This is a genomic window from Streptomyces sp. NPDC003027 (assembly GCF_053591435.1).
This window is the reverse complement of the sequence record NZ_JBSFTU010000003.1, coordinates 275,901-301,204: the sequence shown is the minus strand read 5'-3', so window position 1 is coordinate 301,204 and position 25,304 is coordinate 275,901. Positions and strand designations below refer to the sequence as shown.

Here is a 25,304-nt window from a genome sequence, read left to right as displayed (position 1 = left end):
GTGACCCCCCTCGTTGATCCGCGTCTCCCCGTCTCACCCTGCCACAGGGCGGGACGGATGTCCTCGTACCGATCTCCGCTGCGTCCCGCCGCCCCGGCTTCCCGTCTCACACGCCCGGGTCGCGCGCGTCCCCGTCCAGGAGACCCAGCCGGGCCGCCTTCACCCCCGCCTCGAAGCGGCTCGCCGCGCCGAGTTCGTGCATCACCTCGGAGAGCAGCCGGCTGACCGTACGCAGCGACACGCCGAGGTTCTTCGCGATCTGCTCGTCCTTGATGCCCGAGGCGAGCATCCGCAGGGCCGCCCGCTGCTGTTCGGAGAGCCCGTCGCCGCCGCCGCGTTCGGCCTGGTCCTCGTCGCCGTACGGGGTGGCGGCGTGCCAGCAGTACGCGAAGAGCGCGAGGTAGGACCGGACGAGCCCCGGGCCGCGCGCCAGGATCGCGGACGAGTCGGGATCGTGCGGATCGGTGGGCAGCAGGGCGAAGTTCTCGTCGGCCAGCACCATGTTCATCGGGACGACGGCGGAGAACCGCAGCTCCACACCGAGCGCGGCCCGCTCCCGCAGGTGCTGCGCCATCTCCGGCACCGCACCGGCCCGCCGGCTGTACATGGCGCGGATACGCACCCCGCGCTCGATCTTCCGCCGGTCGCCCTCCAGTTCGTCGGCCATGTCCTCGCGCCGGACCGAACCGGTGTGCATCGAGTGCAGGCAGTCGCGTACGGAATCGGTCAGACCGGCGAGTTCGCGCCGGACGGTCTCCGGATCGGAGACGATCTCGACGTCGACCTCGGAGCGGGGGGCGGTACCGGCCCGGAGGAAGGGTCCGGCCAGCGTCTCCAGGCTGGTGTGGGCGCGGCTTGTCTCGGCGAGCCGGTTCTCCAGGCGGTCGCGCTCGCACTGCAGGAGGCGTACCAGCGCGATGTCGGGGTCGACGACCGTGGGCGGGCGGGTCCCGGCCGGCTCGTTCGACTCGATCAGACCGAGGGTGGTGAGTTCACCGCGACATCGCTCCCGCTCCTCGGCGGAGAGTTCGAGTCCGTCCGCGACCTCGTCGAAGGCGGAGGAAGGGCGGGCACGGAGCTCCAGGTAGACGGCGAGGGCGTGATCGCTTCCCGTACGCGTCCCGGTGGCGTATTTGGTCACAGCGCCGCAGACTCCCCTCGGATCCTCGCGGATCCCGTTGAAGCGCCCCGCTAGACCCTGCCACAAAATCGAACGCGACGCACGGTGTTGATCCGGCCTCGGTCCGTCCCGCCCCGTACGACCCTCCGGCCCCGGCGGTACGGGTCCGGCCCCGGCCGGCGCCTTGCGCCCGTGCCTCAGGGGGCCGGGACGGACCGGGCGCAGTCGGGGCACAGCCCCTTGAAGACGATCTCGGCGTCGTTCATCCGCCAGTCCCGCAGCGTGCCGCGCGGCGGGCGCGGGGCCTCGGTGTCGACGTTCTCGACGCGGCCGCACCGCACGCACAGGGCGTGCTGGTGCGGGGGCCCGGCGATCTCGAAGACGGCCGGCAGGCCGGGCCGGTCGAACTTGCCGACCAGGCCCGTCTCCTGGAAGTGGCGGAGCATCTCGTACACCGCCTGGCTGGTGAGCGTGCCCAGCCGCTCGCGGGCCGTCGCGGTGATCGCCTCGACGTCCAGATGGCCGCCCGACGCGAGCACCGTGAGCACCTCCAGGCGCGGGCCCGTGACCCGCAGGCCGACATCGCGCAGGCGCTGGATGACCGCCTCGCGTCCTGTCAGCTCGTCCACGCCCGCCATCTTCTCCGCCCGCCCGCCGTCGCCTGGTCGGCTCAAACTTTTGTAGGCATCGTACCTCTTGGTCGACCGCGCCGTCAGGGCGCCCGCGTCAGCCGTCCGCGTCAGTCGTCCGCGCCTCAGTCGTCCGTCGCGTCAGTCGTCCGTCGCGTCAGTCGTCCGTCGCGTCAGTCGTCCGCGCGGCAGACCAGGAACACGCTCTCGGTGCGTTCGTCGATGCGGTGCCGTCGCCGGCCCTCGATGTGCAGGCCCGCGGAGTGGAGTTCGGCCGCCAGCCGTTCGGGGTCGACGAGCCATTTGTCGGTGGTGAGGACGGCCCGCTCGGTGGAGAGCTTGCCGGTACGGGCGGCGTAGTAGGTGATCCGCTCGCTCATCGCCCGCAGGTCGAAGACCTGCCGGGCCACCACCCACTCGTCGATGCCGTCGAACCGGGGCACCTGGAAGGCCCAGGTGCGCTGCGGCTCGGCGATCAGTCCGGGCAGGAGGTGGGACGTGTAGTCCAGGGCGAGGGCTCCGCCGGTGTCCAGGTGCGCCGCGATCTCGCGCAGCAGACCGGGGCGGGCCCTCGGGGGGACGGCCGACACCATGGCCCCGGCGAGCAGCGCGAGGCGGTAACTGCCGTTGAGCCGGAGGTCGGCGAGATCCGCCCGGGTGGTCACGATCAGCTCGGCGACGTGCGGGCCGATGCGCCGGGCCCAGCTCTCGATCCGCTCCAGGGCGGAGGGGTCCCGGTCGACGGCCTCGACGGCGAAGCCGTGCCGGGCGAACGGGACGGCGAGCCGGCCGGCGCCGGAACCCAGATCGAGGACGGGGCCGCCGGTGGCGCGCGCGAGGCTGAGGTAGCGGACGATGTCGGCGCTGTGCGGGCCGAGGAGGGCGTCGTGGAGCCAGACGGAGTGCTCGTCGCCGGGGGCCGCGGACTCCAGGCCGGGGAGGTGGTCGGAGGTGACGCGGATCCCGGACCCGGGGGCGGGGAAGCCGGGCGCGCTGTCGTATCGGGACGGCAGGACCGACGCGAGCGCCGCGGGCACGACGGGCAGGGAAGTGCCGCTCGGTGTGTGCATCGCTCCTCCAGGGGCTCGCTCGGTCCATGCCGTCCGGGCGAGGCACCCGTGCCGCCGGGCCCGCGCCGCTGCGTCCATCCTGACGGGGCCGGGGACGGATGATCCAGCGGATCGGACGGCGTGAACACGCGATGGCGTACATCGGCCACGAGGGCTCGGCCGGGAGGTGGCGTCGGACCCTTGAGCGTGAGGACCCGTCAGAGACCGCGGCTCCAGCGCGTCGCGGTGAGGGGGCCGAAGCCCTGGCTCTCGTAGAACGGCAGGGCGGGGTCCTCCGCCGCCGGCAGCGTCACCCGCATCTCCCGCGCGCCGAACCCCCGCATCCGGTCCGTCGCCGCCGCGAGCAGCGCCGTCCCGACTCCGCGCCGCCGCGATCCCTCCGCCACGCCCAGCGCGTACAGCTCGCCCTCGCCCGGCATCGGGACCCCGCCGGCGGCCGCGCCCACGATCGTGCCGTCCGTGTCGGTGGCGACCAGCCAGCCGAGCCAGCCCGGCGCACCACCCGGAATTTCAATTTCCGCGCGGATACGGGGAAGGGCGCATTGCGTGGAGACCAGCCGACGCGCGGGGATTTCTCCGAGTATTCCGGCGTAGCTGCTCCGAATGACGTCCGCCAGCAGCCTGGATATCGTCGTCGCGTCGGCGGCCGCAGCCGTCCGCACGTCAGCCAGCTGCATTGGTTCGTACCCTTCGACGTGCCGAGCCTGAACGCCAACATACCCAAGATAGCCGGGAATTCGGAGCGGTGTGACCGATGCGAAATCTACGAATTCACTTAGTAATTGCGTAGTGGACGAGGCAATTAGCCGGGGAAGGAACAACACGCGACGATCAGCGGGGCCACCGCGAGAGCGGCCGCCGCGATCGTCGCGAGACCGCGCAGGACCGGGTGTCCGGCGCTGTACGGAGTGAGGATGCGCCGCATCCGCAGCGCCGCCGAAGGGCCGCCCGCCGCGAACGCCTCGCGCGGCGCCTGCCCCGAGGCGAGCGCGTACAGCGCGGTGGCCAGCGCGTCGCGCGTGCAGCGCCGCAGCGCCCGGTCGTCCGCCGTCATCTCCAGCAGCAGTGGTACGGCCGTGCCTCCGTGCCGCGCGAGCGGCAGGCGCGGGAACACCGCCGCGAACGACTCGGCCGCCGCCACCAGCAGATGGTGCCGCCCGGCGATGTGCGCCCGCTCGTGCGCCAGCGCGGCCGCCAACTGGGGCGCGGTGAGCGTGTCCAGGGCGCCGGAGGAGACGACGACCCGGCGGGAGCGCCCCGGCAGGCAGTACACGGCGGGCCGCGCGTGGTCGAGCACGGTCGCCTCCAGCGCCGGGTCGTAACGCCCGACCAGGCGCAGGACGCCCGCGTGCCGTAACCGCGCCCGCCGGGCCCGCAGCAGCTCCCGTACGAAACCGGCGGCGGGCAGCGCCAGGACGGCGAGGGCCACGGCGAGGGCCGCGTACTCGCGGCCGGTCAGATCGAGGACGCTGGCGGGGGAGGGCGGGCGCAGGCCGAGAACCATGTCGCTCAGCCGGTGACTGCTCTCGCCGGAGAGGACGAGCTGGGCGGGGAGCAGGGCGGCCGAGCCGGCGAACAGGGCGCCGCTCACCGCCCAGACCGCGAGGGCGAGCCGGGGCACCTGCTGGGCCCAGCGGGCCCGCACCAGGAGCCAGGGGATCAGGAGTCCGGAGGACAGCGCGAGTCCGAGCGGGGGCAGGGCGTGATGGTTCACGCGGCACCGCCGTCCGGGCGTGCGCCGCGTGCCGCGCGGAGGGCCGCGTCCAGCGCCTCCATGTCCTCGGCGGAGATGGTCTCCACGAACCGCAGCAGCGCCGCCGGCCGGTCCGAGCTGTCGCCGAGGGCGTCCTGCATCAGGGCCGCGGTGTACTCCTCGCGGGTGCGCACCGGTTCGTACAGCCAGGCGCGCCCGGCCTTCTCGCGGCGGAGCCAGCCCTTGCGGTGGAGGATGTCCGCCACCGTCATCACCGTCGTGTAGGCGACCCGGCGTCCCAGGTTTATGTCGTCGACGATCTCGCGGACCGTGGCGGGCCGTTGCCAGGCCCACAGCCGGTCCATGATCTCGGCCTCCAGCTCTCCCAGCCGGCGCACGCGCATCCCCTCCCCCTCGGGCGGCTCATCGTACGGTCCGCCGTCCCCGTGTCGATATACCCCCCAGGGGTACGATGGCGAGATGTCGACCCTCATGACGAACCGCCCCTGCGCGAAGGTCTGCGGCCCCGGACTGCCCGGTTCGGTGGAGCTGGTGCTCCTCCGCCGGGTGCTCGGGCTCTGTCTTCGCCTGAGCGTCCGACTGTCCGCCGACTGCCCTTCGCGCAAGGGCGGTTGATCCCCCCCCGTAAGGAGGCTTACGTCCTGATCAGCCGGGCGATGGCCTTGGACGCCTCGCCCACCTTCACCTTCGCCTGGTCCCCGCCCTGGGCGATCGCCTCGGTGACACAGCAGCTGAGGTGCTCGTCCAGGAGGGCCACGGCGCAGGACTGGAGGGCCGCGTTGATCGCGGAGACCTGGGTCAGGACGTCGATGCAGTAGACGTCCTCGTCGACCATCCGCTGCACCCCCCTGACCTGACCCTCGATGCGCCTCAGGCGCCTGATGACGTCTTCCTTGTGCTGTACGTAACCGGCCACGGCGGCCTCCTCGGATGTCCGCGGGGATGTCGGCGGGGAATGTCAGCGGTCCGCGGCCTGGAAGCCGCGCAGGCGCAGGCTGTTGCCGACCACGAAGACCGAGGAGAAGGCCATGGCGGCGCCCGCGATCATCGGGTTGAGCAGTCCCGCCGCGGCGAGCGGCAGGGCGGCGACGTTGTAGGCGAAGGCCCAGAACAGGTTGGAGCGGATCGTGCCGAGCGTCCTGCGGGAGAGCCGGATGGCGTCGGCCGCGGCCCGCAGGTCTCCCCGTACGAGGGTGAGGTCGCCGGCCTCGATGGCGGCGTCCGTGCCCGTGCCCATCGCCAGGCCCAGGTCGGCCTGGGCGAGCGCGGCGGCGTCGTTGACGCCGTCGCCGACCATGGCGACCGAACGCCCCTCGTCCTGGAGCCGCTTGACCACGTCGACCTTGTCCTGCGGCATGACCTCGGCGATGACCTCGTCGATGCCGACCTCGGCGGCGACGGACTCGGCGACCGCCTTGTTGTCACCGGTGAGCAGGATCGGGGTCAGGCCGAGCGCGCGCAGCCGCCGGATGGCCTCGGCGCTGGTCTCCTTGATGGCGTCGGCGACCTCCAGGACCGCACGGGCCTGGCCGTCCCAGGCGACCGCGATGGCGGTCTTGCCGGCCTTCTCGGCCTCGTCCTTGGCTGACTTCAACGACGGCGGCAGCTCCATGGCCCACTCGGTGAGCAGCTTCTCGCGGCCGACGAGGACGGCGTGGCCCTCGACGACGCCCTGCACGCCGAGGCCGGGGATGTTGGCGAAGTCCTCGGGCGTGGGCAGCGTGCCGACCTTGGCGGCGGCGCCGGTGGCGACGGCCTGCGCGATCGGGTGCTCGGAGGAGTGCTCCAGGGCGCCCGCGAGGCGCAGCACGTCGGCCTCGTCCACGCCGTCGATGGTGTGGACCTTGATGAGCGTCATCCGGCCGGTGGTGACGGTGCCGGTCTTGTCCAGCACGATGGTGTCCACCTTGCGCGTGGTCTCCAGCACCTCCGGGCCCTTGATCAGGATGCCGAGCTGCGCGCCGCGGCCGGTGCCGACCATGAGGGCGGTCGGGGTGGCCAGGCCCAGGGCGCACGGGCAGGCGATGATCAGGACGGCGACGGCGGCCGTGAACGCGGCCGTCAGGCCGGAGCCCGAGCCGAGCCAGAAGCCGAGGGTGCCGAGCGCGAGCGCGATCACGATCGGGACGAAGACGGCGGAGATCCTGTCGGCGAGGCGCTGGGCGGCGGCCTTGCCGTTCTGCGCGTCCTCGACGAGCTTGGCCATGCGGGCCAGCTGGGTGTCGGAGCCGACGCGGGTGGCCTCGACGACCAGACGGCCGCCGGCGTTCAGCGTGGCGCCGGTGACCGAGTCCCCGACGGAGACCTCGACCGGCACGGACTCACCGGTCAGCATGGAGGCGTCCACGGCGGACGAGCCCTCCACCACGGTGCCGTCGGTGGCGATCTTCTCGCCCGGCCGGACCAGGAAGCGGTCCCCGACGGCGAGTTCGGCGGTCGGAACGGTGACCTCGCGGCCGTTCCTGAGTACGGTCACCTCCTTCGCGCCCAGCTGCATCAGCGCCTTGAGCGCCGCGCCCGCCTTGCGCTTGGAGCGGGCCTCGAAGTACCGGCCGGCCAGCAGGAACGCCGTGACGCCCGCCGCGGCCTCCAGGTAGATGTTCCCCGCGCCGTCGGTCCGCGCGATCGTGAACTCGAACGGGTGCGTCATGCCGGGAGTGCCGGCGGTGCCGAAGAACAGCGCCCACAGCGACCACAGGAACGCGGCGAGAGTGCCGACCGAGATCAGCGTGTCCATGGTGGCCGCGCCGTGCCTGGCGTTGGTCCAGGCGGCCCGGTGGAAGGGCCAGGCGGCGTAGACCACGACCGGGGCGGCGAGGGTGAGGCTCAGCCACTGCCAGTACTCGATCTGCAGCGCCGGAACCATCGCCATCGCGATCACCGGGACGGCGAGCGAGACGGCGGTGATCAGCCGCTGCTTCAGCGGCCGCAGCTCCTCATCGGCCTTCTCGTCGTCGCTGGGTCCTTCGGCACCGGCGGACTCCGCCTTCGGCGGGGTGGGCTCGGCGGCGGTGTAACCGGTCGCCTCCACGGTCGCGATCAGATCCGCGACCGAGATGTCGGCGTCCGCGTCGAAGGTGACCTTCGCCTTCTCGGTCGCGTAGTTGACGGTGGCCTCGACCCCGTCCATGCGGTTGAGCTTCTTCTCGATACGGGCCGCGCACGAGGCGCAGGTCATGCCGCCGATGGCGAGCTCGACCTGGGCGGCGCCGGGGGTCGTCGTAGTCATGAGACACCTCTCTTTTTGAGGCTCGGTTCTCCTCCGGGGCGCTTGGTGCGTGCGTCGACGGGCGATCGTGCTCGGCGGCTCGTTCCTCGCCGCCTGTGCGCGTTCTTCCTTTCGACGCCCGCGCCCCCCTTCGGCTCACTCGCCTTTTCGTGGCGGCCGGCCCTGATCACTGGACGTCGGGGGCCGGGGCCCGGGGTGTTGAGGCGCGGGCCCCGGCGGCCGGGGTGGCTTGGGCGCGCCGGTCAGGCGCGGCCGGTGAGCTCGTAGCCGGCGTCGTCGATCGCGGCGGCGATCGCGGCGTCGTCGGGCTCCCCGCCGGTGGTGACGGTCACCAGGCCGCCGGCGACGTCGACGTCCACGGAGAGGACGGCGTCGAGCGCGCTGACGGAGGTGGTGATGGCGGTCCTGCAGTGGCCGCAGGTCATGCCGGTCACGGCGTAGACGGTGGTGGTGCTGTCCGCGACGGCGGTGGCGGTCGTGGCCTCGCCGGCGTTGGTCGAGCAGCTGCCGTCAGGAGTACAGCAGGAAGACATGGGTTCCTCCTCGATCGGTGGAGACGGTGCGCCGTTATACCCTCGGGGGGTATTGGCTAGGACTCAATGTATACCCCCGGGTGGTATCCCGTGCAAGTGGATCCACGACTTGACTTGATACCCCCTGGGGGTATGGTGAAGTGCATCGGACGGAACGGTCACCCACGTACGGGAGAGCTGCCATGAACACCGGAGTGAAGATCACCGCCTATGCCGCCGCACTCGCGGCGACCTTCGGGACCGCGTACGGGGTCGGCAAGGGCGTCGGACCCGTGGAGGAGCCGAAGAAGGCCGACCACGGCGAGCACGCGGCCGCCCGGCCGGGAGCGGCGGGGGACGGCCACGCCGGTCACGACGCGGGCGCAGCCGCCCCCGCGGCCGGGGGCCTCCAGGTCTCGGACGGCGGCTACACGCTGGCCCTCGAGACGCCGAGGCCGGCCGTCGGCAAGAGCGTCCTGAAGTTCTCGATCAAGGACGGGAGCGGCCGGAAGGTCACCGCGTACAAGACCGAGCACGGCAAGGAGCTCCACTTCATCGTGGCCTCGCGCGACCTGACGGTCTACCGCCACCTGCACCCGGTGCGGGCGGCCGACGGGACCTGGTCGACGCCGGTCGATCTGCCCGCCGCGGGCGGCTACAAGGCCTTCGCCGACTTCAAGCCGGCCGCCGCCGGCGCGAAGGGCATCACCCTGGGCGTGGACCTGTCCGTGCCGGGCGCGTACGCGCCGCGGCCGCTGCCGGCCGCCGCGCCGACCGCGACGGTCGACGGCTACCAGGTCGCGCTCGGCGGCACCCTCGACCCGGGGAAGGCCGGCGAGCTGAAGCTCACGGTCAGCAAGGGCGGCAAGCCGGTCACGGACCTGGAGCCCTACCTCGGCGCGTACGGCCACCTCGTCGCCCTGCGCGACGGCGACCTCGCCTACCTGCACGTCCACCCCAACGAGGGCGGCCCCGGTCCGGACGTCTCCTTCACGGCGACGGCGCCGAGCCCGGGAACGTACCGTCTCTTCCTCGACTTCCAGCACGGCGGGAAGGTCCGGACGGCGGCCTTCACGGTCCACGCGGGCCCGGGCCACGCGACGGCGCCGACGCCGGCCGGGAGCGCCACGCACGATGCGGACGGCCACTCCCACGGCTAGGCTGTTCAATGGACTAGACCTGTAGCCGTCATTCTTGGAGGAATGGGCTCGATGAGCAACCGTGCAGTCCTTGAGGTGATCGCCCTCGACGAGCGGGACGCGGTCGCCGCCCAGGCCGGTGGGGCGGATCGGCTCGAACTGGTCACCGACATGGCGGCGGACGGCCTCTCCCCGTCCCGGACCGGTTTCACGGCGGTTCGCGCCGCCGTGGACATCCCGCTGCGCGTGATGCTCAGACTCCACGACGGATTCGCCGCGGGCGACGTCGACGCGCTCGTGGCACGGGCCTCCGAGCTCCGGGAAGCGGGCGCGGACGAGTTCGTCCTCGGCTTCCTCACGGCCCACGGGGATCCGGACCTGGTGACCGTCGAGCGGCTGGTCGCGGTCCTGGACGGCTGCCGCTGGACCTTCCACCGGGCCATCGACCGGGCGGCCGACCGCGACGCCCTGCGCAAGCAGCTCGCGGACCTGCCCGGCCTGGACACCTATCTCACGGCCGGTGCGGCGACCGGCGTCGACGACGGCCTCGCGGTCCTCAAGTCCGAGGCCGCCCGCGCCGCTTCGGGCGAGCCGGGCTACGAGCCGCAGATCCTCGTCGGCGGCGGCCTGCGCCTGGACCACCTGCCGGAACTCCGGGCGGCCGGCCTCACCGCCTTCCACATCGGCGGCGCGGCCCGCCCCCACGGCTGGACCTCCCCGGTCACCACGGCCGCGGTGAGCACCTGGCGCGAGGCGCTGGACGCGTAGCCACAGGACCCGCCCGCCGCGCGCCTCGCTGAGGAGCGACAGGACCGCCGCCGTTCACAGGGCGGTCCTGTCCGGGGCTACGACGTGCGCGGCGATGTACGGACGTACGACAGGGCTGTCCTCGCCGTACGGCACAGCGCCCCGGGAGAGCCTCCGGCGACGGGCGCCGGAGGCCGCATGAGAGGCGCGGGCCACTCGGTCGTTCGGCGGCGCCTTCCCGATGCGGGTGGAAACAGCCGCGACTGCCCGCACCGCCCGTTCAGCACGATCGACCCGCTCATCCCGTGCCCCTGCCCACCGGCATGAAGCGAGCGGACGGGTTCAGCGTCCACCCGCCGGTTCACCGCCCGCCCGCCACCCGCAGGACCGTGCCCGTCGTGTACGAGGCGTCCGGGGAGAGGAGCCAGGCCACCGCCGCCGCGATCTCGGCGGGGCGGCCCGGGCGGCCGAGGGGGGTGACCAGGGCGGCCTTCGCCGGGCGGTCCGGGTCGCCCATCGTCGCGTGCATGTCCGTCTCGATCGTGCCCGGCGCGACCGCGTTGACGCGGATGCCCTGCGGGCCCAGCTCCTTGGCCAGACCCACCGTCAGCGCGTCCGTCGCCGCCTTCGTCGCCGCGTAGTGGACGTACTCGCCGGGGCTCCCCAGCGTCGCCGCGGCGGACGAGATGTTCACGATCGCGCCCCCGCCGCCCCGCGCGGTCATGTCCCGGGCCGCCCGTCGGCAGCACAGCAGATAGCCGAGGAGGTTGACCTCCACCACCCGGCGCAGGTTCTCCGTCGTGGCGTCCGTGAGCCGCCCCAGCGGCCCCGTCACCCCCGCGTTGTTCACCAGGCCCGTCACCGCGCCCAACTCCGCCTCCGCCGTGTCGAAGAGCCGCTCCACGTCCTCCTCCACGGACGTGTCGGCCCGGACCACGACACAGCGCGCCCCCGCCGCCCGCACCTCCCGTGCCGTCCTCTCGGCCGCGCCGGCGTCGCTCACGTACCCGAGGACGAGGTCATGTCCCCCGGAGGCGAGCCGGACGCAGGTCGCGGCCCCGATCCCTCGGCTGCCGCCGGTGACGACGGTCACCGGCCGGTCTGCTGTGCTGGTCATCCGTACACCCTTCTCGTCGCGCCACCCCCATGATCCGAAATCCGTTCGCCCCGCCCGCTCCCGCCCCCCTACGCTCGCGCGCATGGCAGCTCCCGAGACGCACGCGGACGAGGTCCACATCGACAGCGCGCTCGTCGCCCGGCTGGTCGCCGAGCAGTTCCCCCGCTGGGCCGGCCTGCCCATCACCCCCGTCCGCTCCGCCGGTACCGACAACGCCATGTACCGCCTCGGGGACGACAAGGCGGTCCGGCTGCCCCGCATCCCCGGCGCCGCCCGCCAGGTCGGCAGGGAACAGCGCTGGCTGCCGCACCTCGCCCCGCATCTCCCGCTGCCCGTGCCGGTACCGCTGGGCAAGGGCGTGCCGGCGGAGGGCTTCGCCCTGCCCTGGTCGGTGTACGGCTGGCTCGACGGCGCCGACGCCTTCGACGAGCCGATCGCCGATCTGGCCCACGCCGCCACGGCCCTGGGCCGCTTCGGCGCGGCGCTGCGGCGCGTCGACGCGACCGGAGGCCCCGCCTCCTTCCGCGGCGGACACGTCACCGAGTGGGGCGGGGAGTACATGGCGGGTGCCGTCCGCGACCTCGGAGCCGACGGCGTGATCGACGCCGCTTTCGTGACCGACGCCTGGGAGTCCGTCCTCCGGCTCCCGCAGTGGGACGGCCCTCCCGTCTGGGTCCACGGCGATCTGCTCCCCGGGAACCTGCTCGCCCGCGACGGCCGGCTCAGCGCGGTCATCGACTTCGGCGGCGCCGGGACCGGCGACCCCGCCTGCGACATGATGGCCGCCTGGACCCTCCTGACCGCCGAGACCCGGCCCCTGTTCCGGGAGGCCGCCGAGGTCGACGACGCGACCTGGGCGCGCGGCCGGGGGTGGGCGCTGTGCTGGGGCGTGGTCACGGAGCACCACTACCGCGTCACCAACCCCGTCCTCGCCGCCGTCGCCCGCCGCACCCTCGCCGAGGCGCTCACCGAGTTCTGAGCATCCCGCCCGGAAGGCCAGGGTCCGGTGATCAGTCGATGCTCGCGTTGGCCGGATGGTCCCGGCAGGACACGGCGTCGATCTCGGACGTCGTGGGCTTGGCCTCGTTGCGCTCGGCCGCCGGCATCACGTCCAGGTTGTTCTGGAAGTCCCGGTCCCAGTCGTTGCCCGACACATACGTCTTCAGGGCGTCGCGGAGCCGCTCGCAGTCCTCCCGGTGGCCCTTGACCATGGCGATGCCGTAGTCGTTGGTGGCGCCGAAGGCGATGCCCGGCACGACCGTGAGGGCGGGCTCGGCCTCCATGAATCCGTAGAGGATCATCTGGTCGGTGGAGACGGCGTCCACCCTCCCTTCCTTCAACGCCTTGACGCAGTAGGCCGCGTCCTCCTCCTCGTGCAGCCGGATCTGCCGGTAGGCGGGCCTGCTCAGCTCCTGCACGGACGTCGTGCCCTTCCATACGCACACCAGTCGGCCGTCGAGGTCGTCGAGCGCGTGGTAGCGGTCGCGGTCCTCCGCCCGTACGAGGACCCCCTGCGGAGTGGACGCGTACGGGCCCACGAAGTCCAGGCCCTCGCCGTTGGGCTCCGTCGTCGGGGCCATGCGCTTCTTGGTGATCGAGTACGTACCGACGACGAGGTCGACGGCCCCCTTGCGCAGGTCGATGGCGCGGTTCTTGGACAGGACCCCGGTGAAGAGGGGCTCGGCCACGCCCACCCCGCCCAGGACCTCCTTCGCCACGGCGATGTCGAAGCCGTCGTACACGCCGGCGTGCCGCGTGAAACTGGTGCCCGGCTGGTCGCCCTTCGTGCCGACGCGGACCTGCTTCCCCTCGCCGAACATCGACTCGGGCGGCGACGTGCAACCGGCCGCCACGACCGCCGCCATGACCGCCGCCAGCGCGGCGACGGCCACCCGTACCCCGCCGCGTCGCCGCGCCCCTCCGCTACCCCTCATGTGCTTTCCCCCTCGCCGTCCACGGATCCAGCCGCTTCAGCGGCTGTGGAGCGTTCCGCTCACCTTCGCCAGCCGCATCGCGCAGTTCGGCTCCGTCTCCACGGCGAAGCCGATGAGAACCTCTCCCCGGTGCCCGTGGAGATCGAATTCGACGACGTCGTCGGCGGGCACCCTGACCGTGCCCGGGGTGATCCCCGGGGTGAGCGCCGTGAGTGTCGCCGTCGTCTTGTGGACACAGGTCGGTGTGCTCGGATCGTCGTCGGCCACCGTCAGCGTGATCCGCAGCCGCTTGCGTACGTCCTCCGGCGCCGGCTGGGCCATCACCAGCGTGAGGGTGCCGCCCCGCGAGCCCACCACCGGCTGGACGCCCCGCACGTCGATCTCGACCGGGATCTCACCGTTGCGGTCGACGTGTTCGAGGGCGACCAGGCCCAGGAGGCAGCAGAGGACGGAGGCGAGGGCGAGCGTGGTCCGCAGCGACCGTGCGAAGCCCCACGCGGCGAGCGCGGCGGTGGCGGCGGCCACGATGAAGGCGTAGAAGACCAGGAACTGGCGCCAGGGCCCACCGGGCCAGGTGACCGATGCGTAGACGACCAGACCCACCACGGCCACCGACGCGCAGAGCGCGAGGACCACCGACCGCTTCCACCTCGCCGGCTTCGCCAGGGTGCCGAAGTTGAACGTGGCGTGCGAGCCGACCTGACCGGCCGAGACGGAATTCCCGCCGCTCGCCCGCACGTTGGTGACGTGCGGCGCTGGCGGCCGCTCCTCCCCGGACACGTTCACGACTCTCCGCGCGACCGGTCGGCGCCACCACCGAGATGGAACGTGGCGCCCTCACCGACCGAACCGACCGCCAGGGACCCCGCGCCGCGCGACGTGACGTTGTACGTCGTCGTGTGCGTCGTGCCGGGGGCCGCGCTCCGTACGAGCTCCAGGAGGCGGTCCGGATCGAGACCGCTGTCCCGCTCCCTCAGCCATGTGAGCAGCGCACGGGCCAACTGCTCCCGCTCCGCCGTGCCCAGAGCGTTCAGCAGCTCGTCGGCCCGTGACTCCTCCAGGCCGTCGTTCAGGTCGAGTGAGGGCACGGAACCGTCGTCCCGCCGGAAGATCCTGCGGAAGACCCCCGGGCCGCGGGCCACCGACTCGTCGGTGATGCGCTGCGCGGCGGTCGTCGCCAGCGCCGTCCCGAAGGCGCCGGCCGCGGTGGCGAAGTAAGGAGCGAGTTCAGCCGAGATGTGGAGCAGTTCGGACACGGGTCCCCCAGTGAGTGCCGGCCGCGCGTGCTGATAGCTCTGTGAACACGGTGATGGTAAGCGACTACGCGGGTCCGGCGCAGGCGACCAGCGGTCCCGGTGTCAGCCGATTCGGTCCTCCGCGAGCTGCCACGGCAGCGGGGCGGAGTGCAGCACGGTGAGACCGGACACGGCACGGGTGAGCGCCACGTACAGCCGCCGCAGGCCCGTCCGTTCGTCCGGTTCGCCGTCGACGACGGCCGCCGGCTCGTCCAGGACCACGTAGTCGTACTCCAGGCCCTTCGCCAGCGACGCCGGGACCAGCGTCAGCCGGGACTCGGCCGTGGTCTCCTCGCCCGGCGAGAGGTACGCCAGACCGGCGGCGGTCAGCGCCTCCGCCAGCGGAGCGATCCGCGCGTCGGCGGCGATCAGCCCGATCGAGCCCTCGTGCGCGAGTGACGCGACGCAGGCCGCGACCACCTGCGCGTCCAGGTCCTCGGCGTGACGGACGGTCAGCGAACCGGGGTTCTCCCGGACGGACTCGACGGCCGCGAGCCCCGGTGACATGTGCGGCAGCAGCCGGGAGGCGTACGCGATGACCTCGCGCGGCACACGGAAACCGGCCGTCAGCTCCTCCACCACGGCCTCCGGCTTCCCGAGATGGCCCAGCGCCTGCGCCCAGCTCTGCGTCGCCCACGGCGTCGTGCCCTGCGCCAGGTCGCCCAGGATCGTCGCCGAACCCGTCGTGCAGCGCCGGCCCACCGCCCGGTACTGCATCGGGGACAGGTCCTGCGCCTCGTCCAGGACCACATGGCCGAGCGAGTGCGTCCGCTCCACCAGGTCCTTCGCCTCGTCGATGAGGACCGCGTCCGCCGCCGACCACTTCGCCGACCTCACCGACCGGGCGGGCTTCGCCCAGAGCAGCAGCTTCTGCTCGTCGGTGCTCAGCACCCCCTCCGCGTGCGCGGCGAGGAACTCGGCGTCGCTCAGCAGCCGCAGGACCAGCTTGGCCGGGTCGACCGCCGGCCAGACCGCCTTCACGACCGCCTTCACCGCAGGGTTGCGCGCCACCGCGTCCTGCACCCGGTCGTCCGGCGCCTCGCCCGCCTGCTCCATCCGCACCAGGACCGCGTGCGCGATGCGCTGCGGCAGCGCATCGCGGGCCGCGCCGTACCGGATGTCGCGCTCCCGCAACTCCCGGACCATCTCCTCCAGTTCGTACGCCGGGATCCGCCAGCGGCGCGAGCCGCGGACGACCATCAGCGGTTCGGTGGGCAGGGTGATGTGCGAGCGGACCGCGCGGCGCAGCACCTCCGCCATCCGCGCGTCGCCCTTGACGACCGCCGTCGCCGCCTCGTCCGTGCCGCGGACCTCGACATGGCCGACGAGGTCGTCGACCGTCGCCTGCTTGACCTCCAACTCGCCGAGTGCGGGGAGCACTTGCTCGATGTAGTGGAGGAAGGAGCGGTTCGGGCCGATGACCAGGGTGCCGGTGCGGGCGAGCCGCTCGCGGTGCGCGTAGAGGAGGTACGCGACCCGGTGCAGGCCCACGGCCGTCTTTCCGGTGCCCGGCCCGCCCTGCACACAGACCGTGCCGGACAGGCCCGACCGTACGATCTCGTCCTGCTCGGGCTGGATGGTGGCGACGATGTCCCGCATCGGACCCACGCGGGGGCGCTCGATCTCCGCCTGGAGCAGTTTGCTCGTCCGCTCCAGCTCCGCGGGATCGGAGAGATGCTCGTCCTCGTACGCGGTGAGCTCGCCGCCCGTGTAACCGAACCGGCGCCGCAGCCCCACGTCCTGCGGGTCCTTCTTCGACGCGCGGTAGAACGGCTGGGAGACCGGTGCGCGCCAGTCGATCACCATCGGGTCGCCGTCGGCGTCGTGGACGTGGCGGCGGCCGATGTAGAAGCGCTGCCCCTCCTGCGTGGTGTGCAGATAGTCCAGCCGGCCGAAGAAGAGGGGCGTGTGGGAGAGGTCGGCGAGCGCCTTGATCCGCTCCTCGATCTGCGCCTCCAGGACCACGGCGTTGACCCAGTTCGCGGTGACGTCCTTGATGTCGAGCGCCTGCACGTCCTCGCGCATGGCGCGCAGCGCGGCGCGGGACGCGGTCAGATGGGCGCGCTCGCGCGCGAGCGGGTCGTCCGAAGCGGACATGGCGGTGCCTCCGGGGGTGTGACATGGCGGGACGGCCGCCGGTTTCCGACCGGACGGCGGGCTCTCCACTCAGGGAGGCGGGGAAGTCGGCGATTGTAGACGGATGCGGCGGACGGGGGCGAATGGTTTTCCACCGCTTCCGCCCACGCTTCCGCCACGGCTTCCCCAGCCTTCGGCGGCGCGGCCGTCGGCGTCGTCGTCCTCGGGGCGTACCCGGAGGAGGCGGGGGTCAGGAACCCCAGGCCTGAGTACCGGGGAGGCCCCGACTGAGTACGCCGACCGGTGCCCCCACCGCGTACGGCTGATGTGATCGGTCCATGACGCCACCCACCGCACCCGTGCCCACCGCACCCCTGCCCAGCGCGCCCGCCCCGTCGTCCTCCGCCCGCGCGCTGCGCTTCGCGGCCCTCGGCGGCTTCCTGGCCCTCTTCGCCTCGCTCGTCCTCACCGCGATCGTCGTGCTGAACGACGCCGTCGCGGGCGACGGCCGAGCGGGCTCGGCCGTCGACACGGCGTTCTGGGCCCTGGCGCTCGGCGCCGTCCTCGGCCTCCTGGCGGCGGTGCCGCCGCGCGCGGCGCTCGCGCACCGCGTGCGCAAGGGCGCCGTCCTCCTCCAGTACACGCTGGCCGTGATCGCCCCGCTCTTCGCCCTGATGGACTGACGGCCCCCCGCCCGGTCAGCCGGCCTGCCCGTCGCCCGCCAGCAGCTCGTCCGCGTCCACGATCCGGTACGCGTACCCCTGCTCCGCCAGGAACCGCTGCCGGTGCGCCGCGAAATCCTGGTCGACCGTGTCCCGGGCGACCACCGAGTAGAAGTGCGCCTGGTGCCCGTCGGCCTTCGGCCGCAGCACCCGGCCGAGGCGCTGCGCCTCCTCCTGCCGTGAACCGAACGTGCCCGACACCTGGATCGCGACCGTCGCCTCCGGCAGGTCGATCGAGAAGTTCGCGACCTTGGACACGACCAGGACGCTGATCTCCCCCTGGCGGAACGCCTCGAAGAGCTTCTCGCGCTGTGCGTTGGACGTCTCGCCCTTGATGACCGGCGCGTCCAGGTGCTCCCCGAGCTCGTCCAGCTGGTCGATGTACTGCCCGATGACGAGGATCTGCTGCCCGGCGAACCGCCGCACCAGCGCCTCCGTCACCTTCCGCTTCGTCGCCGTCGTCGCGCAGAAACGGTACTTCTCCTCGGTCTCGGCCGTCGCGTACGCGAGCCGCTCCGACTCCGTCAGATTGACCCGCACCTCCACACAGTCGGCGGGCGCGATGTACCCCTGCGCCTCGATCTCCTTCCACGGCGCGTCGAACCGCTTCGGACCGATCAGCGAGAACACGTCCGACTCGCGCCCGTCCTCCCGGACCAGGGTCGCGGTCAGACCGAGCCTGCGCCGGGCCTGGAGATCGGCCGTGAACTTGAAGACCGGCGCGGGCAGCAGATGCACCTCGTCGTAGACGATCAGGCCCCAGTCCCGCGAGTCGAAGAGCTCCAGGTGCGGATAGACACCCTTCCGCTTCGTCGTGAGGACCTGGTACGTGGCGATGGTGACCGGCCGGATCTCCTTGCGCGTTCCGCTGTACTCGCCGATCTCGTCCTCGGTCAGCGAGGTCCGCTTCACCAGCTCGTGCTTCCACTGCCGGGCGGACACGGTGTTCGTCACGAGGATGAGCGTGGTCGCCTTCGCCTGCGCCATCGCACCGGCGCCGACCAGCGTCTTTCCCGCCCCACAGGGCAACACGACGACACCGGAGCCGCCGTGCCAGAAGCCCTCGACGGCCTGCTTCTGGTACGGGCGCAGGGCCCAGCCGTCCTCGGCCAGGTCGATCTGGTGCGCCTCCCCGTCGACGTACCCGGCCAGGTCCTCGGCCGGCCAGCCCAGCTTCAGCAGCGTCTGCTTGATCTGCCCGCGCTCGGAGGGGTGCACGACCACCGTGTCGGCGTCGATCCGCGCGCCGACCAGCGGCTGCACCTTCTTCGACCGGAGGATCTCCTCCAGGACGGGCCGGTCGGTGGTGGTCAGCACGAGCCCGTGCGTGGGGTGCTTGGACAGGGTGAGCCGGCCGTAGCGGGCCATCGTCTCGGCGACGTCCACGAGCAGCGCGTGCGGCACGGGGTAGCGGGAGAACTCCACCAGCGCGTCCACGACCTGCTCGGCGTCATGACCGGCCGCGCGCGCGTTCCACAGCCCGAGCGGGGTCACCCGGTAGGTGTGGATGTGCTCGGGCGCCCGCTCCAGCTCGGCGAAGGGCGCGATGGCCCGACGGCAGGCGTCCGCCTGCTCGTGGTCGACCTCCAGAAGCAGCGTCTTGTCGCTCTGGACGATGAGTGGTCCGTTCACGTACGTACATCCCTTCCGCACGGGCCAAACGTCCAGTGTGCCTGACGCCCGGCCGTTGTCGGTGGGGCCTGCCACTCTGAAGGCGACCGGTTCCACGAGAGGGAGGTGGCGAGATGAGCGTCGCGCACGATCCGCACTACGGGCCCTGGACGATAGAGGAGGTCCTGGCACTGGGGGAGGACCGCGGTCAGCGTCGTGAATTGATGGGGGAAGCGCTGGTGCTGTCTCCGGCTCCGGGATTCAAGCACCAGAGGGCGTCCTCGAGGCTGTGGAGTCTGCTGGACGCGGCCATCCACGCCGCGGGGGCTCCCGCGGAGGTCCTGGAAGCCGTCAATCTCGTCCTGCCCGACGGGCTCTTCATCCCGGACATCGTGGTGGTCGAGGCGGCCGCCGCCGCCGAGGACCCTGTGACGTGCGATGCCGACGACGTGCTGCTCGTGGTGGAGATCGTCTCGCCGTCCTCCTCCGGTCGCCGCACCGACCGGCTGCTCAAGCCGCCGTACTACGCGGAGGCGGGCATCGAGCATCTGTGGCGCCTCGAACTGGAGCCGACGCCGACGCTGATCGTCTCCGAGCTGGAGGACGGCCGCTATGTCGAGCGGACGGTGGCCGAGGCCGGGCAGTCGACCCTCGTCGAGGGGCCGGGTTTCGTGATCAAGGTGGACCCCGGGCAGCTCGTGAACCCGAGCCGCTGACGTCCCGCGGCGCCGGCCCCACCGCGCCGGGGGCCGCCGCCGTCGGCCGGATCGTGCTGATCGGCATGCTGCTGACGGGGAACGTGCGCGCGCAGGACACCAGGTCCGACCTAGGGTCTTTCGTTTGGATCAGGCCGGATCAGGGAGCGGGGTCTGGTGCATGGGGTCTCCCCAGGCCCGCCAGGGCCGAGGGGACGGATCGCAAGGCGGAGGAGGGAGTCAACGCGCTGGGGGTACCGCCCGTGCCCGAAGGGCTACGGGGGAGTTGGCGACCGACGACAACGCGGCGAGGCGCGGTGCCAGGGCACGCGAGCCCGGCATGATCCAAACGAAAGACCCTAGACCTGGTCCTCCGCCAGTTCCGCGACGCCCGTGATCCGGTGCAGGGGGTACGTACGGACTTCGTCCGCCGTGTGGTCGTAGCCCGTGACGAAGCCGCCCTCCACCCGGACCGGGGCGATGACGCGCTGGCTGGCGGCGCCCTCCGCGTTGACGTAGCCGATCCACACCACGGAGCCGGTCATGGCGGCGGCCTGGACGGTGGCCAGGGTCTCCGCCGGGGACGTCCGGGGCAGTTCACCGCCGGCGAGCGGGGCGGCCTCCGGGCGTTCCTTCCGTACCGCCGTCGAGGCGAGGTCCCCGGCCCGGATCGCGCGGACGGCCGCCCCCAGCAGGGCCGGGTCGGGCAGGGGCGGCCCGTCCGGGACGGGCGCGGGCGCGGTGCGGGCGGGCGTGCGGTACGCGTGGGCCCGGGTGATCAGGACGTCCCCCTCCGCCGACTCGGCGGCCGGGGCGTACCCCATCGACCGCAGCCCGTCGAGCAGCGCCGCCGGGTCCGTCTGGGCGGCCAGGACGGTCGGCGCGAGCCGGCGCAGCCGCAGGGACGCGGACCGCTTGTCGGCCATGATCTCGCCGAGGAGCGCGTCGTCGTCGCAGCGCACGTACGCCGAGGCCGCCCCGATCCGCAGATGGCCGTGTCTGCGCGCCACGTCGTCGATGAGGTACGCGAGAGGCTGCGGGACCGGCGTACGGGAGTGCGCCGTCAGGAACGCGTGGAGGTCCGACGCGCTGCGGCCGGCGTCGAGCGCGCGCCGCACCGAGCCCGGAGTGAACCGGAAGACCGTCGCGCCACCCTTCGATTCCACGTCCGCGAGGACGGCGAGCATGTCGGCGAGCGGCCGCTGGAGCGGCCCGGGCGCGACGGCCGTCAGGTCGGCCTGGAGCAGGACGTGGTCGACGGCCTCGGGCAGCAGCGGCGCGAGCAGGGTCGCGGCCCGGGCGGCGGCCACGGACAGCTCGACCCCGCCACCGGTCACCGACTCCGGCGCCGGCTCGGTGAGGGGCAGGTTGAGCAGCGCCCGCGCGGGCGTGGAGAGGGCGCCGCGGCCGGTGATCCCGAGCATCTCGGCCTCGGTGAGGGTCCACAGGGCGATCCGGGACCGGAGGTCGGGGGAGTGGGCGCCGGTCTGGGCGCCGCGCGGGCCGCCGGTGACGGCCCCGGAGCCCGGTGCGTAACCCGTACCTCCGGCTCCCGCACCGGAGCCCGCGCCTCCTGCTCCGGCACCGCCCGCGCCCGGGGCGTTCGACGCCGTCCGCAGCGGGCGCTCCCAGCGCAGCCGGGCGAGCAGCGTCTCCGGGTCCGCCGCCGAGCCCGGCGGCAAGGTGGCCTGCAGGGTGAGGACCCGGCGGCGCACCTCCGGGGCCGCGGCGCGGTCGAGGTCCGGGCCGAGCGCGGACAGCGTGCGGCCTCTCGCGTCCTGGCCGCCGACCAGCCCCGCCGTACGGGTCGCGGTGAGCCAGACCGAGACGAGCCGGGCCCAGCGCTCCGCCGCCGGAAGGTCCAGCCAGTCGTCGTACGCGGGCGTCGGCGCGTACCGCTCGTCCGCCTCGCCGTCCGGGGCGAGCAGGCCCGCCCCGTAACAGAGCTCCAGCCAGAACGCCGCGACCTGCTCCGTCACGTCGAGCGCGGCGGCCGTCCGCTTGAGGTCCCGTACCGACAGGCCACCCGCCCGCAGGACGGCGGGCCCGCCCTGGTTCCAGCCCTTCAGCAGCTCCTCGACCGTCGCGAGCGCGGTGTACGCCTGTCCGGCCGCCGCGCTGTCCACCACCTGTGGACGGTACTCGCGCAGCACCGACAGCGCCGGAGGATGAGGTTCCGGCATCCGGTGCGCCCGGCCGCCGCGCAGATGGAGCGCCGCCTCCCGGGGCAGCACGACCGTGCGCGGGGAGGCGGGCAGCAGCAGGCCCCGGTCGCGCAGCCAGCGCACCGGCGGCGCCGGGTTCGCCGTCACCTCGCCGTACGGCGGACCCCACACCAGCCGGTCCAGGACGGCCAGCGCCTCCGAGGGCGCCGTGTCGAGCAGGGCGCCCATCCGCTCCCGGTCGGTGAACAGCCGCGTCAGCGCCGCCACCGCCGAGACCGGGTCGTGGGTCGCCGGCAGCCCGGCCGCCGCGAGGATCTCCTGGATCCGCCCCGGCGACATCCCGGACGTGGCTTCGGCGACCGTGGGGCCCAGGCCCGTCGGCGAGGGGTGCTGCGGCGACGGCGCGAGGAGTTCGCGGGCGGTCCGCACCAGCCGCAGCCGGTCGTCCTCGCCCCAGACCAGCGCCTGCTCGCGCAGCGCCTCCACCGCGCGCGGCAGCGCCGCCTCGATCTCCGGGTCCCCGTCGTCACCGGTGAGCAGGGCGAGGAGCACCGGGTACGGGGCGGGGTCCGGGGCCACGGCGAGCGCCTCGGCGGTCTGGAGCGTGAACCGGTCGAGCCGTTCCAGGGCGCGGACCACGGAGGCGCGGGTACCGGCCCGGGTGGCGAGCTGGGTCAGGTCGTTCGGCACCGGGGAGAGGAGGTCCGGCCGGGCGCGCAGCAGCGCGGCCAGCCCCTCGTCGCCTCGGGCGCGCAGCGCCTCCGCGAGCGTGCGCGGCGCGGCGGCGGCACTGGTTTCTGCGGGCACGTGCGCCTCCCGGTCGAGCTCACCGATCCCCATCCGCCCCACGTTAGCCCCTGCGCAGGCGCTAACGTCGGGGCGTACGGGCCGTGGAGGGGCATTGTGGGGATCGAGAGCGACCAGCTTGTCTTCGACTATCTGAGCCGGGTCGGCGATCTGGCTCAGCAGCGGCAGCTTCCGTCGGGTGCGCGGATGCGGCTGGTGGCGTCTCTGCGGAACGAGATCGACCGTCGGCGCGTCACGTCCGGCGAGGAGACCCCGGGTGCGGTTCGCGGCATCCTCCGGGAGCTGGGCACGCCCGACGAGGTGGTGGACCGGGCGGCGGGGAGCGCGTCGGTGCGCACGGCGCCGGAACCGCCTGTGGTGCCGCGGCCCCGTACGGCGGAGGGGTGGCCGACCCCGCCGCATCTGGCGGGAACGGACGAGGTCGGTGCCGCTGACACCGAACCGGACTGGTGGAGCACGGACGTACCCCGGGCACGACCGGGGGACGAGCTGGTGCCGGGGTTCAGGGGCGGGGTGGAGATCCCGGAGCTGCTGAAGCCGCCCCTCGATGACGAGGACGATGACGAGGCCAAGGAGGAGGACGAGGAGGGGGACGGGGCCGAGGCGCCGACGCCGCGGAGCCGCTTCGCCCGCCTCGTACGGTTCCGGCGGCGCGAGGCCCTCGTGCCGGCCGTCGAACCGGCCCCGGAAGCCGGCGCCGCGGGCCGCCGCCGCTTCCGTCTCGGGAGCCCGGTCCTTGTGCTGGCCGCGCTGCTGCTGCTCGGGGGCGCCGCCTTCGGCTCGCTCGTCGCCCTCGCGGTGGGCTGGCTCCTCGCCTACGCCTCCCGGCGGCTCACCCGCACCGAGGCCCGGTGGGCGGTCGTCATCCTGCCGGGGCTCGTGCTCACGGCGGGCGCCGTCTGGCTCTGGGGCCGGGTCGAGGGCCGGTGGGGTCTGCCGATCGCTCCGGGCGGCGAGGCGATGGGCGCGGCGCTGTCGGAGACCTGGCCGTGGGTGCTGCGCACGGCGGCCATCACCTCAGCGGCCTTCCTCCTCTGGCGCTCCCGCCGCCACACCTGAGCCCTGGGGAGGCCTGCGGCCGGCCTCCGCGCGCGGGGGGCGTCGCCAGGGCCAACAGTGTGTGCACCCCGGCGCCGCGCTCGGAGGGACGTGCGGAGGTGGGAACGTGCGGGCGTGGGGGTGGAGAGGCGTACGGGCATACGCAGGCAGGCTCGGCTCGGTCCGAGCAGCGGCCCGATTCGAACAGCCGGGCACAATGGCCCGCATGACTTCCGCCCCTTCCGCCCCACTGACCGCGCTCACCGTCGGCTTCGACCTCGACATGACGCTGATCGACTCCCGCCCCGGCATCAAGGCCGCCTACCAGGCGTTCTCCGCCGAGACGGGCGTCGCGATCGACGCCGATCTGGCCGTCTCGCGGCTCGGGCCGCCGCTCCAGCACGAGCTGGCGCACTGGTTCCCGGCCGAGGAGATCGACGAGAGGGTCGTGCAGTACCGGGCGCTCTACCCGGCGTACGCGATCACGCCGTCGCTCGCGATGCCCGGCGCCCGGGATGCGATTCAGGCCGTTCGGGAGGCCGGCGGCCGGGCGATCGTCGTCACCGCCAAGAACGAGCCGCACGCCAGGCTCCACCTCACCCACCTCGGCATCGACCCGGACGCCGTCATCGGGGGCCTGTGGGCCGAGGGCAAGGCGGAGGCGCTGCGTGAGCACGGCGCGGCCGTGTACGTCGGCGACCACATCGGCGACGTGCGCGGCGCCGCGCACGCGGGCGCCGTGTCGGTGGCCGTGGCCACCGGCCCGTGCGACGAGGCGGAGCTGCGGACCGCCGGCGCGGACGTCGTCCTGCCCGACCTGACGGAGTTCCGTGCCTGGCTGGCGGGGTACCGGGCCCGGGAGGCGTCCTACCGGCCCTGAGCGGACACGGTCCTCGCCTGACGCCGCTGGGCCGCGATCGAGCGCAGTACACCGGCGCCCGCGACCAGGAAACCGACGCCCATCAGCATGCACACCGCGTACGCGACGGGCGGGAACGGATCGGTCCCCAGGAACAGCGGGGCGACGGTGACCAGCGTGGCCACCGCGCCGATGATGAAGACGATCGCACCGGCGCGGACGAGCCCGTCACCCGGAGCGGTCTCGCCCGCCGGGGCCGAAAGGGTTTCATTACGCATTCGGCCAGGGTAGTTCCCAGGCCGAAGGAACAAACCGGCGACGTCTTGTCAGCAGCCGGAAGCCCATTAGCCTTGGTGCCGGCGGGTCGGGAGACCCGCTGTATCGCTCTCCAGGCCGGAATCCCGGCGCACCCATCGAGTACGAGGACGAGGACAGACGTGCCTACCGGCAAGGTCAAGTGGTTCAACAGCGAGAAGGGCTTCGGCTTTCTCTCCCGCGACGACGGCGGCGACGTCTTCGTCCACTCGTCGGTGCTCCCTGCCGGAGTCGACGCCCTGAAGCCGGGGCAGCGTGTGGAGTTCGGGGTCGTGGCCGGGCAGCGCGGCGATCAGGCGCTCTCCGTCACGGTTCTCGACCCGACCCCGTCCGTCGCCGCGGCGCAGCGCCGTAAGCCCGACGAACTGGCGTCCATCGTCCAGGACCTGACGACGCTCCTGGAGAACATCACGCCGATGCTGGAGCGCGGCCGGTACCCCGACAAGGTGCAGGGCAAGAAGATCGCGGGCCTGCTGCGAGCGGTGGCCGACCAGCTCGACGTGTGAGGTC

26 protein-coding genes are annotated in these 25,304 nt (G+C 73.2%); 9 read left to right on the top strand and 17 right to left on the bottom strand.

What is annotated here, in order from left to right:
* Nucleotides 1-106: 106 nt before the first annotated feature.
* From ACWDX6_RS04680 to ACWDX6_RS04655, 6 genes are all read right to left on the bottom strand, one after another.
* On the bottom strand, nucleotides 107-1,141 hold the full coding sequence (locus ACWDX6_RS04680; RefSeq protein ID WP_451483468.1) for a LuxR C-terminal-related transcriptional regulator: 1,035 nt from the start codon (nucleotides 1,139-1,141) through the stop codon (nucleotides 107-109).
* Nucleotides 1,142-1,317: 176 nt separating this feature from the next.
* Complete coding sequence (locus ACWDX6_RS04675; protein WP_451483467.1) at nucleotides 1,318-1,794, bottom strand: Fur family transcriptional regulator; 477 nt, start codon at nucleotides 1,792-1,794, stop codon at nucleotides 1,318-1,320.
* Between the two features lie 128 nt (nucleotides 1,795-1,922).
* Nucleotides 1,923-2,819 (bottom strand): SAM-dependent methyltransferase, encoded by an 897-nt coding sequence (locus ACWDX6_RS04670; RefSeq protein WP_451483466.1) that lies wholly within the window; start codon nucleotides 2,817-2,819, stop codon nucleotides 1,923-1,925.
* A 197-nt stretch (nucleotides 2,820-3,016) separates the two neighbouring features.
* Entirely contained in the window at nucleotides 3,017-3,496 is a 480-nt protein-coding gene (locus tag ACWDX6_RS04665; protein ID WP_451483465.1) for a GNAT family N-acetyltransferase, read from the bottom strand.
* 125 nt (nucleotides 3,497-3,621) lie between these two features.
* Complete coding sequence (locus ACWDX6_RS04660; protein ID WP_451483464.1) at nucleotides 3,622-4,533, bottom strand: M56 family metallopeptidase; 912 nt, start codon at nucleotides 4,531-4,533, stop codon at nucleotides 3,622-3,624.
* Complete coding sequence (locus tag ACWDX6_RS04655) at nucleotides 4,530-4,910, bottom strand: BlaI/MecI/CopY family transcriptional regulator (RefSeq protein ID WP_451483506.1); 381 nt, start codon at nucleotides 4,908-4,910, stop codon at nucleotides 4,530-4,532. The genes ACWDX6_RS04660 and ACWDX6_RS04655 overlap by 4 nt, the downstream gene beginning before the upstream one ends.
* An 82-nt stretch (nucleotides 4,911-4,992) precedes the next feature.
* On the opposite strand from ACWDX6_RS04655, the gene ACWDX6_RS04650 reads away from it, so the two are divergent.
* Nucleotides 4,993-5,148 carry a hypothetical protein gene (locus ACWDX6_RS04650; RefSeq protein WP_451483463.1) on the top strand — a complete coding sequence of 52 codons (156 nt, stop codon included), beginning with the start codon at nucleotides 4,993-4,995 and terminating at the stop codon, nucleotides 5,146-5,148.
* Between the two features lie 19 nt (nucleotides 5,149-5,167).
* On the opposite strand, the gene ACWDX6_RS04645 is transcribed toward ACWDX6_RS04650, so the two are convergent.
* From ACWDX6_RS04645 to ACWDX6_RS04635, 3 genes are all read right to left on the bottom strand, one after another.
* On the bottom strand, nucleotides 5,168-5,449 hold the full coding sequence (locus tag ACWDX6_RS04645; RefSeq protein ID WP_356891538.1) for a metal-sensitive transcriptional regulator: 282 nt from the start codon (nucleotides 5,447-5,449) through the stop codon (nucleotides 5,168-5,170).
* Nucleotides 5,450-5,491: 42 nt separating this feature from the next.
* Nucleotides 5,492-7,762 (bottom strand): heavy metal translocating P-type ATPase, encoded by a 2,271-nt coding sequence (locus ACWDX6_RS04640; protein WP_451483462.1) that lies wholly within the window; start codon nucleotides 7,760-7,762, stop codon nucleotides 5,492-5,494.
* Between the two features lie 242 nt (nucleotides 7,763-8,004).
* Complete coding sequence (locus ACWDX6_RS04635) at nucleotides 8,005-8,295, bottom strand: heavy-metal-associated domain-containing protein (RefSeq protein ID WP_451483461.1); 291 nt, start codon at nucleotides 8,293-8,295, stop codon at nucleotides 8,005-8,007.
* A 182-nt stretch (nucleotides 8,296-8,477) separates the two neighbouring features.
* Between ACWDX6_RS04635 and ACWDX6_RS04630 the strand changes: the two genes are divergently transcribed.
* Entirely contained in the window at nucleotides 8,478-9,434 is a 957-nt protein-coding gene (locus tag ACWDX6_RS04630) for a hypothetical protein (protein WP_451483460.1), read from the top strand.
* A 51-nt stretch (nucleotides 9,435-9,485) separates the two neighbouring features.
* The gene (locus tag ACWDX6_RS04625; protein ID WP_451483459.1) at nucleotides 9,486-10,181 is read left to right on the top strand and encodes a copper homeostasis protein CutC; all 696 of its coding nucleotides are present in this window, start codon (nucleotides 9,486-9,488) and stop codon (nucleotides 10,179-10,181) included.
* Nucleotides 10,182-10,521: 340 nt separating this feature from the next.
* On the opposite strand, the gene ACWDX6_RS04620 is transcribed toward ACWDX6_RS04625, so the two are convergent.
* Nucleotides 10,522-11,277, bottom strand: a complete 756-nt coding sequence (locus ACWDX6_RS04620) for an SDR family oxidoreductase (RefSeq protein WP_451483458.1) — start codon at nucleotides 11,275-11,277, stop codon at nucleotides 10,522-10,524.
* 82 nt (nucleotides 11,278-11,359) lie between these two features.
* On the opposite strand from ACWDX6_RS04620, the gene ACWDX6_RS04615 reads away from it, so the two are divergent.
* Entirely contained in the window at nucleotides 11,360-12,256 is an 897-nt protein-coding gene (locus ACWDX6_RS04615) for an aminoglycoside phosphotransferase family protein (protein ID WP_451483457.1), read from the top strand.
* Between the two features lie 31 nt (nucleotides 12,257-12,287).
* Here ACWDX6_RS04615 and ACWDX6_RS04610 read toward each other — a convergent pair whose 3' ends face one another.
* From ACWDX6_RS04610 to ACWDX6_RS04595, 4 genes are all read right to left on the bottom strand, one after another.
* On the bottom strand, nucleotides 12,288-13,211 hold the full coding sequence (locus tag ACWDX6_RS04610; protein WP_451483456.1) for a transporter substrate-binding domain-containing protein: 924 nt from the start codon (nucleotides 13,209-13,211) through the stop codon (nucleotides 12,288-12,290).
* A 36-nt stretch (nucleotides 13,212-13,247) separates the two neighbouring features.
* Nucleotides 13,248-13,997, bottom strand: coding sequence for a hypothetical protein (locus ACWDX6_RS04605; RefSeq protein WP_451483455.1), 750 nt, complete (start codon nucleotides 13,995-13,997; stop codon nucleotides 13,248-13,250).
* Nucleotides 13,994-14,467, bottom strand: a complete 474-nt coding sequence (locus ACWDX6_RS04600; RefSeq protein WP_451483454.1) for a hypothetical protein — start codon at nucleotides 14,465-14,467, stop codon at nucleotides 13,994-13,996. Before ACWDX6_RS04600 ends, ACWDX6_RS04605 begins: the two co-directional genes overlap by 4 nt.
* A 102-nt stretch (nucleotides 14,468-14,569) precedes the next feature.
* On the bottom strand, nucleotides 14,570-16,603 hold the full coding sequence (locus ACWDX6_RS04595; protein WP_451483453.1) for a HelD family protein: 2,034 nt from the start codon (nucleotides 16,601-16,603) through the stop codon (nucleotides 14,570-14,572).
* 317 nt (nucleotides 16,604-16,920) lie between these two features.
* Here ACWDX6_RS04595 and ACWDX6_RS04590 point away from each other — a divergent pair, with 317 nt between their 5' ends.
* On the top strand, nucleotides 16,921-17,265 hold the full coding sequence (locus ACWDX6_RS04590; RefSeq protein WP_451483452.1) for a hypothetical protein: 345 nt from the start codon (nucleotides 16,921-16,923) through the stop codon (nucleotides 17,263-17,265).
* 15 nt (nucleotides 17,266-17,280) lie between these two features.
* Here the strand turns inward: ACWDX6_RS04590 and ACWDX6_RS04585 are convergent, their stop codons facing one another.
* Nucleotides 17,281-18,936: a DNA repair helicase XPB gene (locus ACWDX6_RS04585; RefSeq protein ID WP_451483451.1), complete on the bottom strand. Its 1,656-nt coding sequence runs from the start codon at nucleotides 18,934-18,936 to the stop codon at nucleotides 17,281-17,283.
* Nucleotides 18,937-19,049: 113 nt separating this feature from the next.
* Here ACWDX6_RS04585 and ACWDX6_RS04580 point away from each other — a divergent pair, with 113 nt between their 5' ends.
* The gene (locus ACWDX6_RS04580; RefSeq protein ID WP_451483450.1) at nucleotides 19,050-19,631 is read left to right on the top strand and encodes a Uma2 family endonuclease; all 582 of its coding nucleotides are present in this window, start codon (nucleotides 19,050-19,052) and stop codon (nucleotides 19,629-19,631) included.
* 338 nt (nucleotides 19,632-19,969) lie between these two features.
* Here ACWDX6_RS04580 and ACWDX6_RS04575 read toward each other — a convergent pair whose 3' ends face one another.
* Nucleotides 19,970-22,615, bottom strand: a complete 2,646-nt coding sequence (locus ACWDX6_RS04575) for a helicase-associated domain-containing protein (protein WP_451483449.1) — start codon at nucleotides 22,613-22,615, stop codon at nucleotides 19,970-19,972.
* A gap of 63 nt (nucleotides 22,616-22,678) precedes the next feature.
* On the opposite strand from ACWDX6_RS04575, the gene ACWDX6_RS04570 reads away from it, so the two are divergent.
* Both ACWDX6_RS04570 and ACWDX6_RS04565 read left to right on the top strand, forming a co-directional pair.
* Nucleotides 22,679-23,641 carry a hypothetical protein gene (locus ACWDX6_RS04570; RefSeq protein WP_451483448.1) on the top strand — a complete coding sequence of 321 codons (963 nt, stop codon included), beginning with the start codon at nucleotides 22,679-22,681 and terminating at the stop codon, nucleotides 23,639-23,641.
* A 205-nt stretch (nucleotides 23,642-23,846) separates the two neighbouring features.
* Complete coding sequence (locus ACWDX6_RS04565) at nucleotides 23,847-24,500, top strand: HAD family hydrolase (protein ID WP_451483447.1); 654 nt, start codon at nucleotides 23,847-23,849, stop codon at nucleotides 24,498-24,500.
* Here ACWDX6_RS04565 and ACWDX6_RS04560 read toward each other — a convergent pair.
* Nucleotides 24,488-24,757 (bottom strand): hypothetical protein, encoded by a 270-nt coding sequence (locus ACWDX6_RS04560; RefSeq protein ID WP_451483446.1) that lies wholly within the window; start codon nucleotides 24,755-24,757, stop codon nucleotides 24,488-24,490. The two genes, ACWDX6_RS04565 and ACWDX6_RS04560, sit on opposite strands and share 13 nt — an antisense overlap.
* A gap of 159 nt (nucleotides 24,758-24,916) precedes the next feature.
* Between ACWDX6_RS04560 and ACWDX6_RS04555 the strand changes: the two genes are divergently transcribed.
* Nucleotides 24,917-25,300 (top strand): cold-shock protein, encoded by a 384-nt coding sequence (locus ACWDX6_RS04555; RefSeq protein ID WP_391143746.1) that lies wholly within the window; start codon nucleotides 24,917-24,919, stop codon nucleotides 25,298-25,300.
* Nucleotides 25,301-25,304 lie beyond the last annotated feature (4 nt).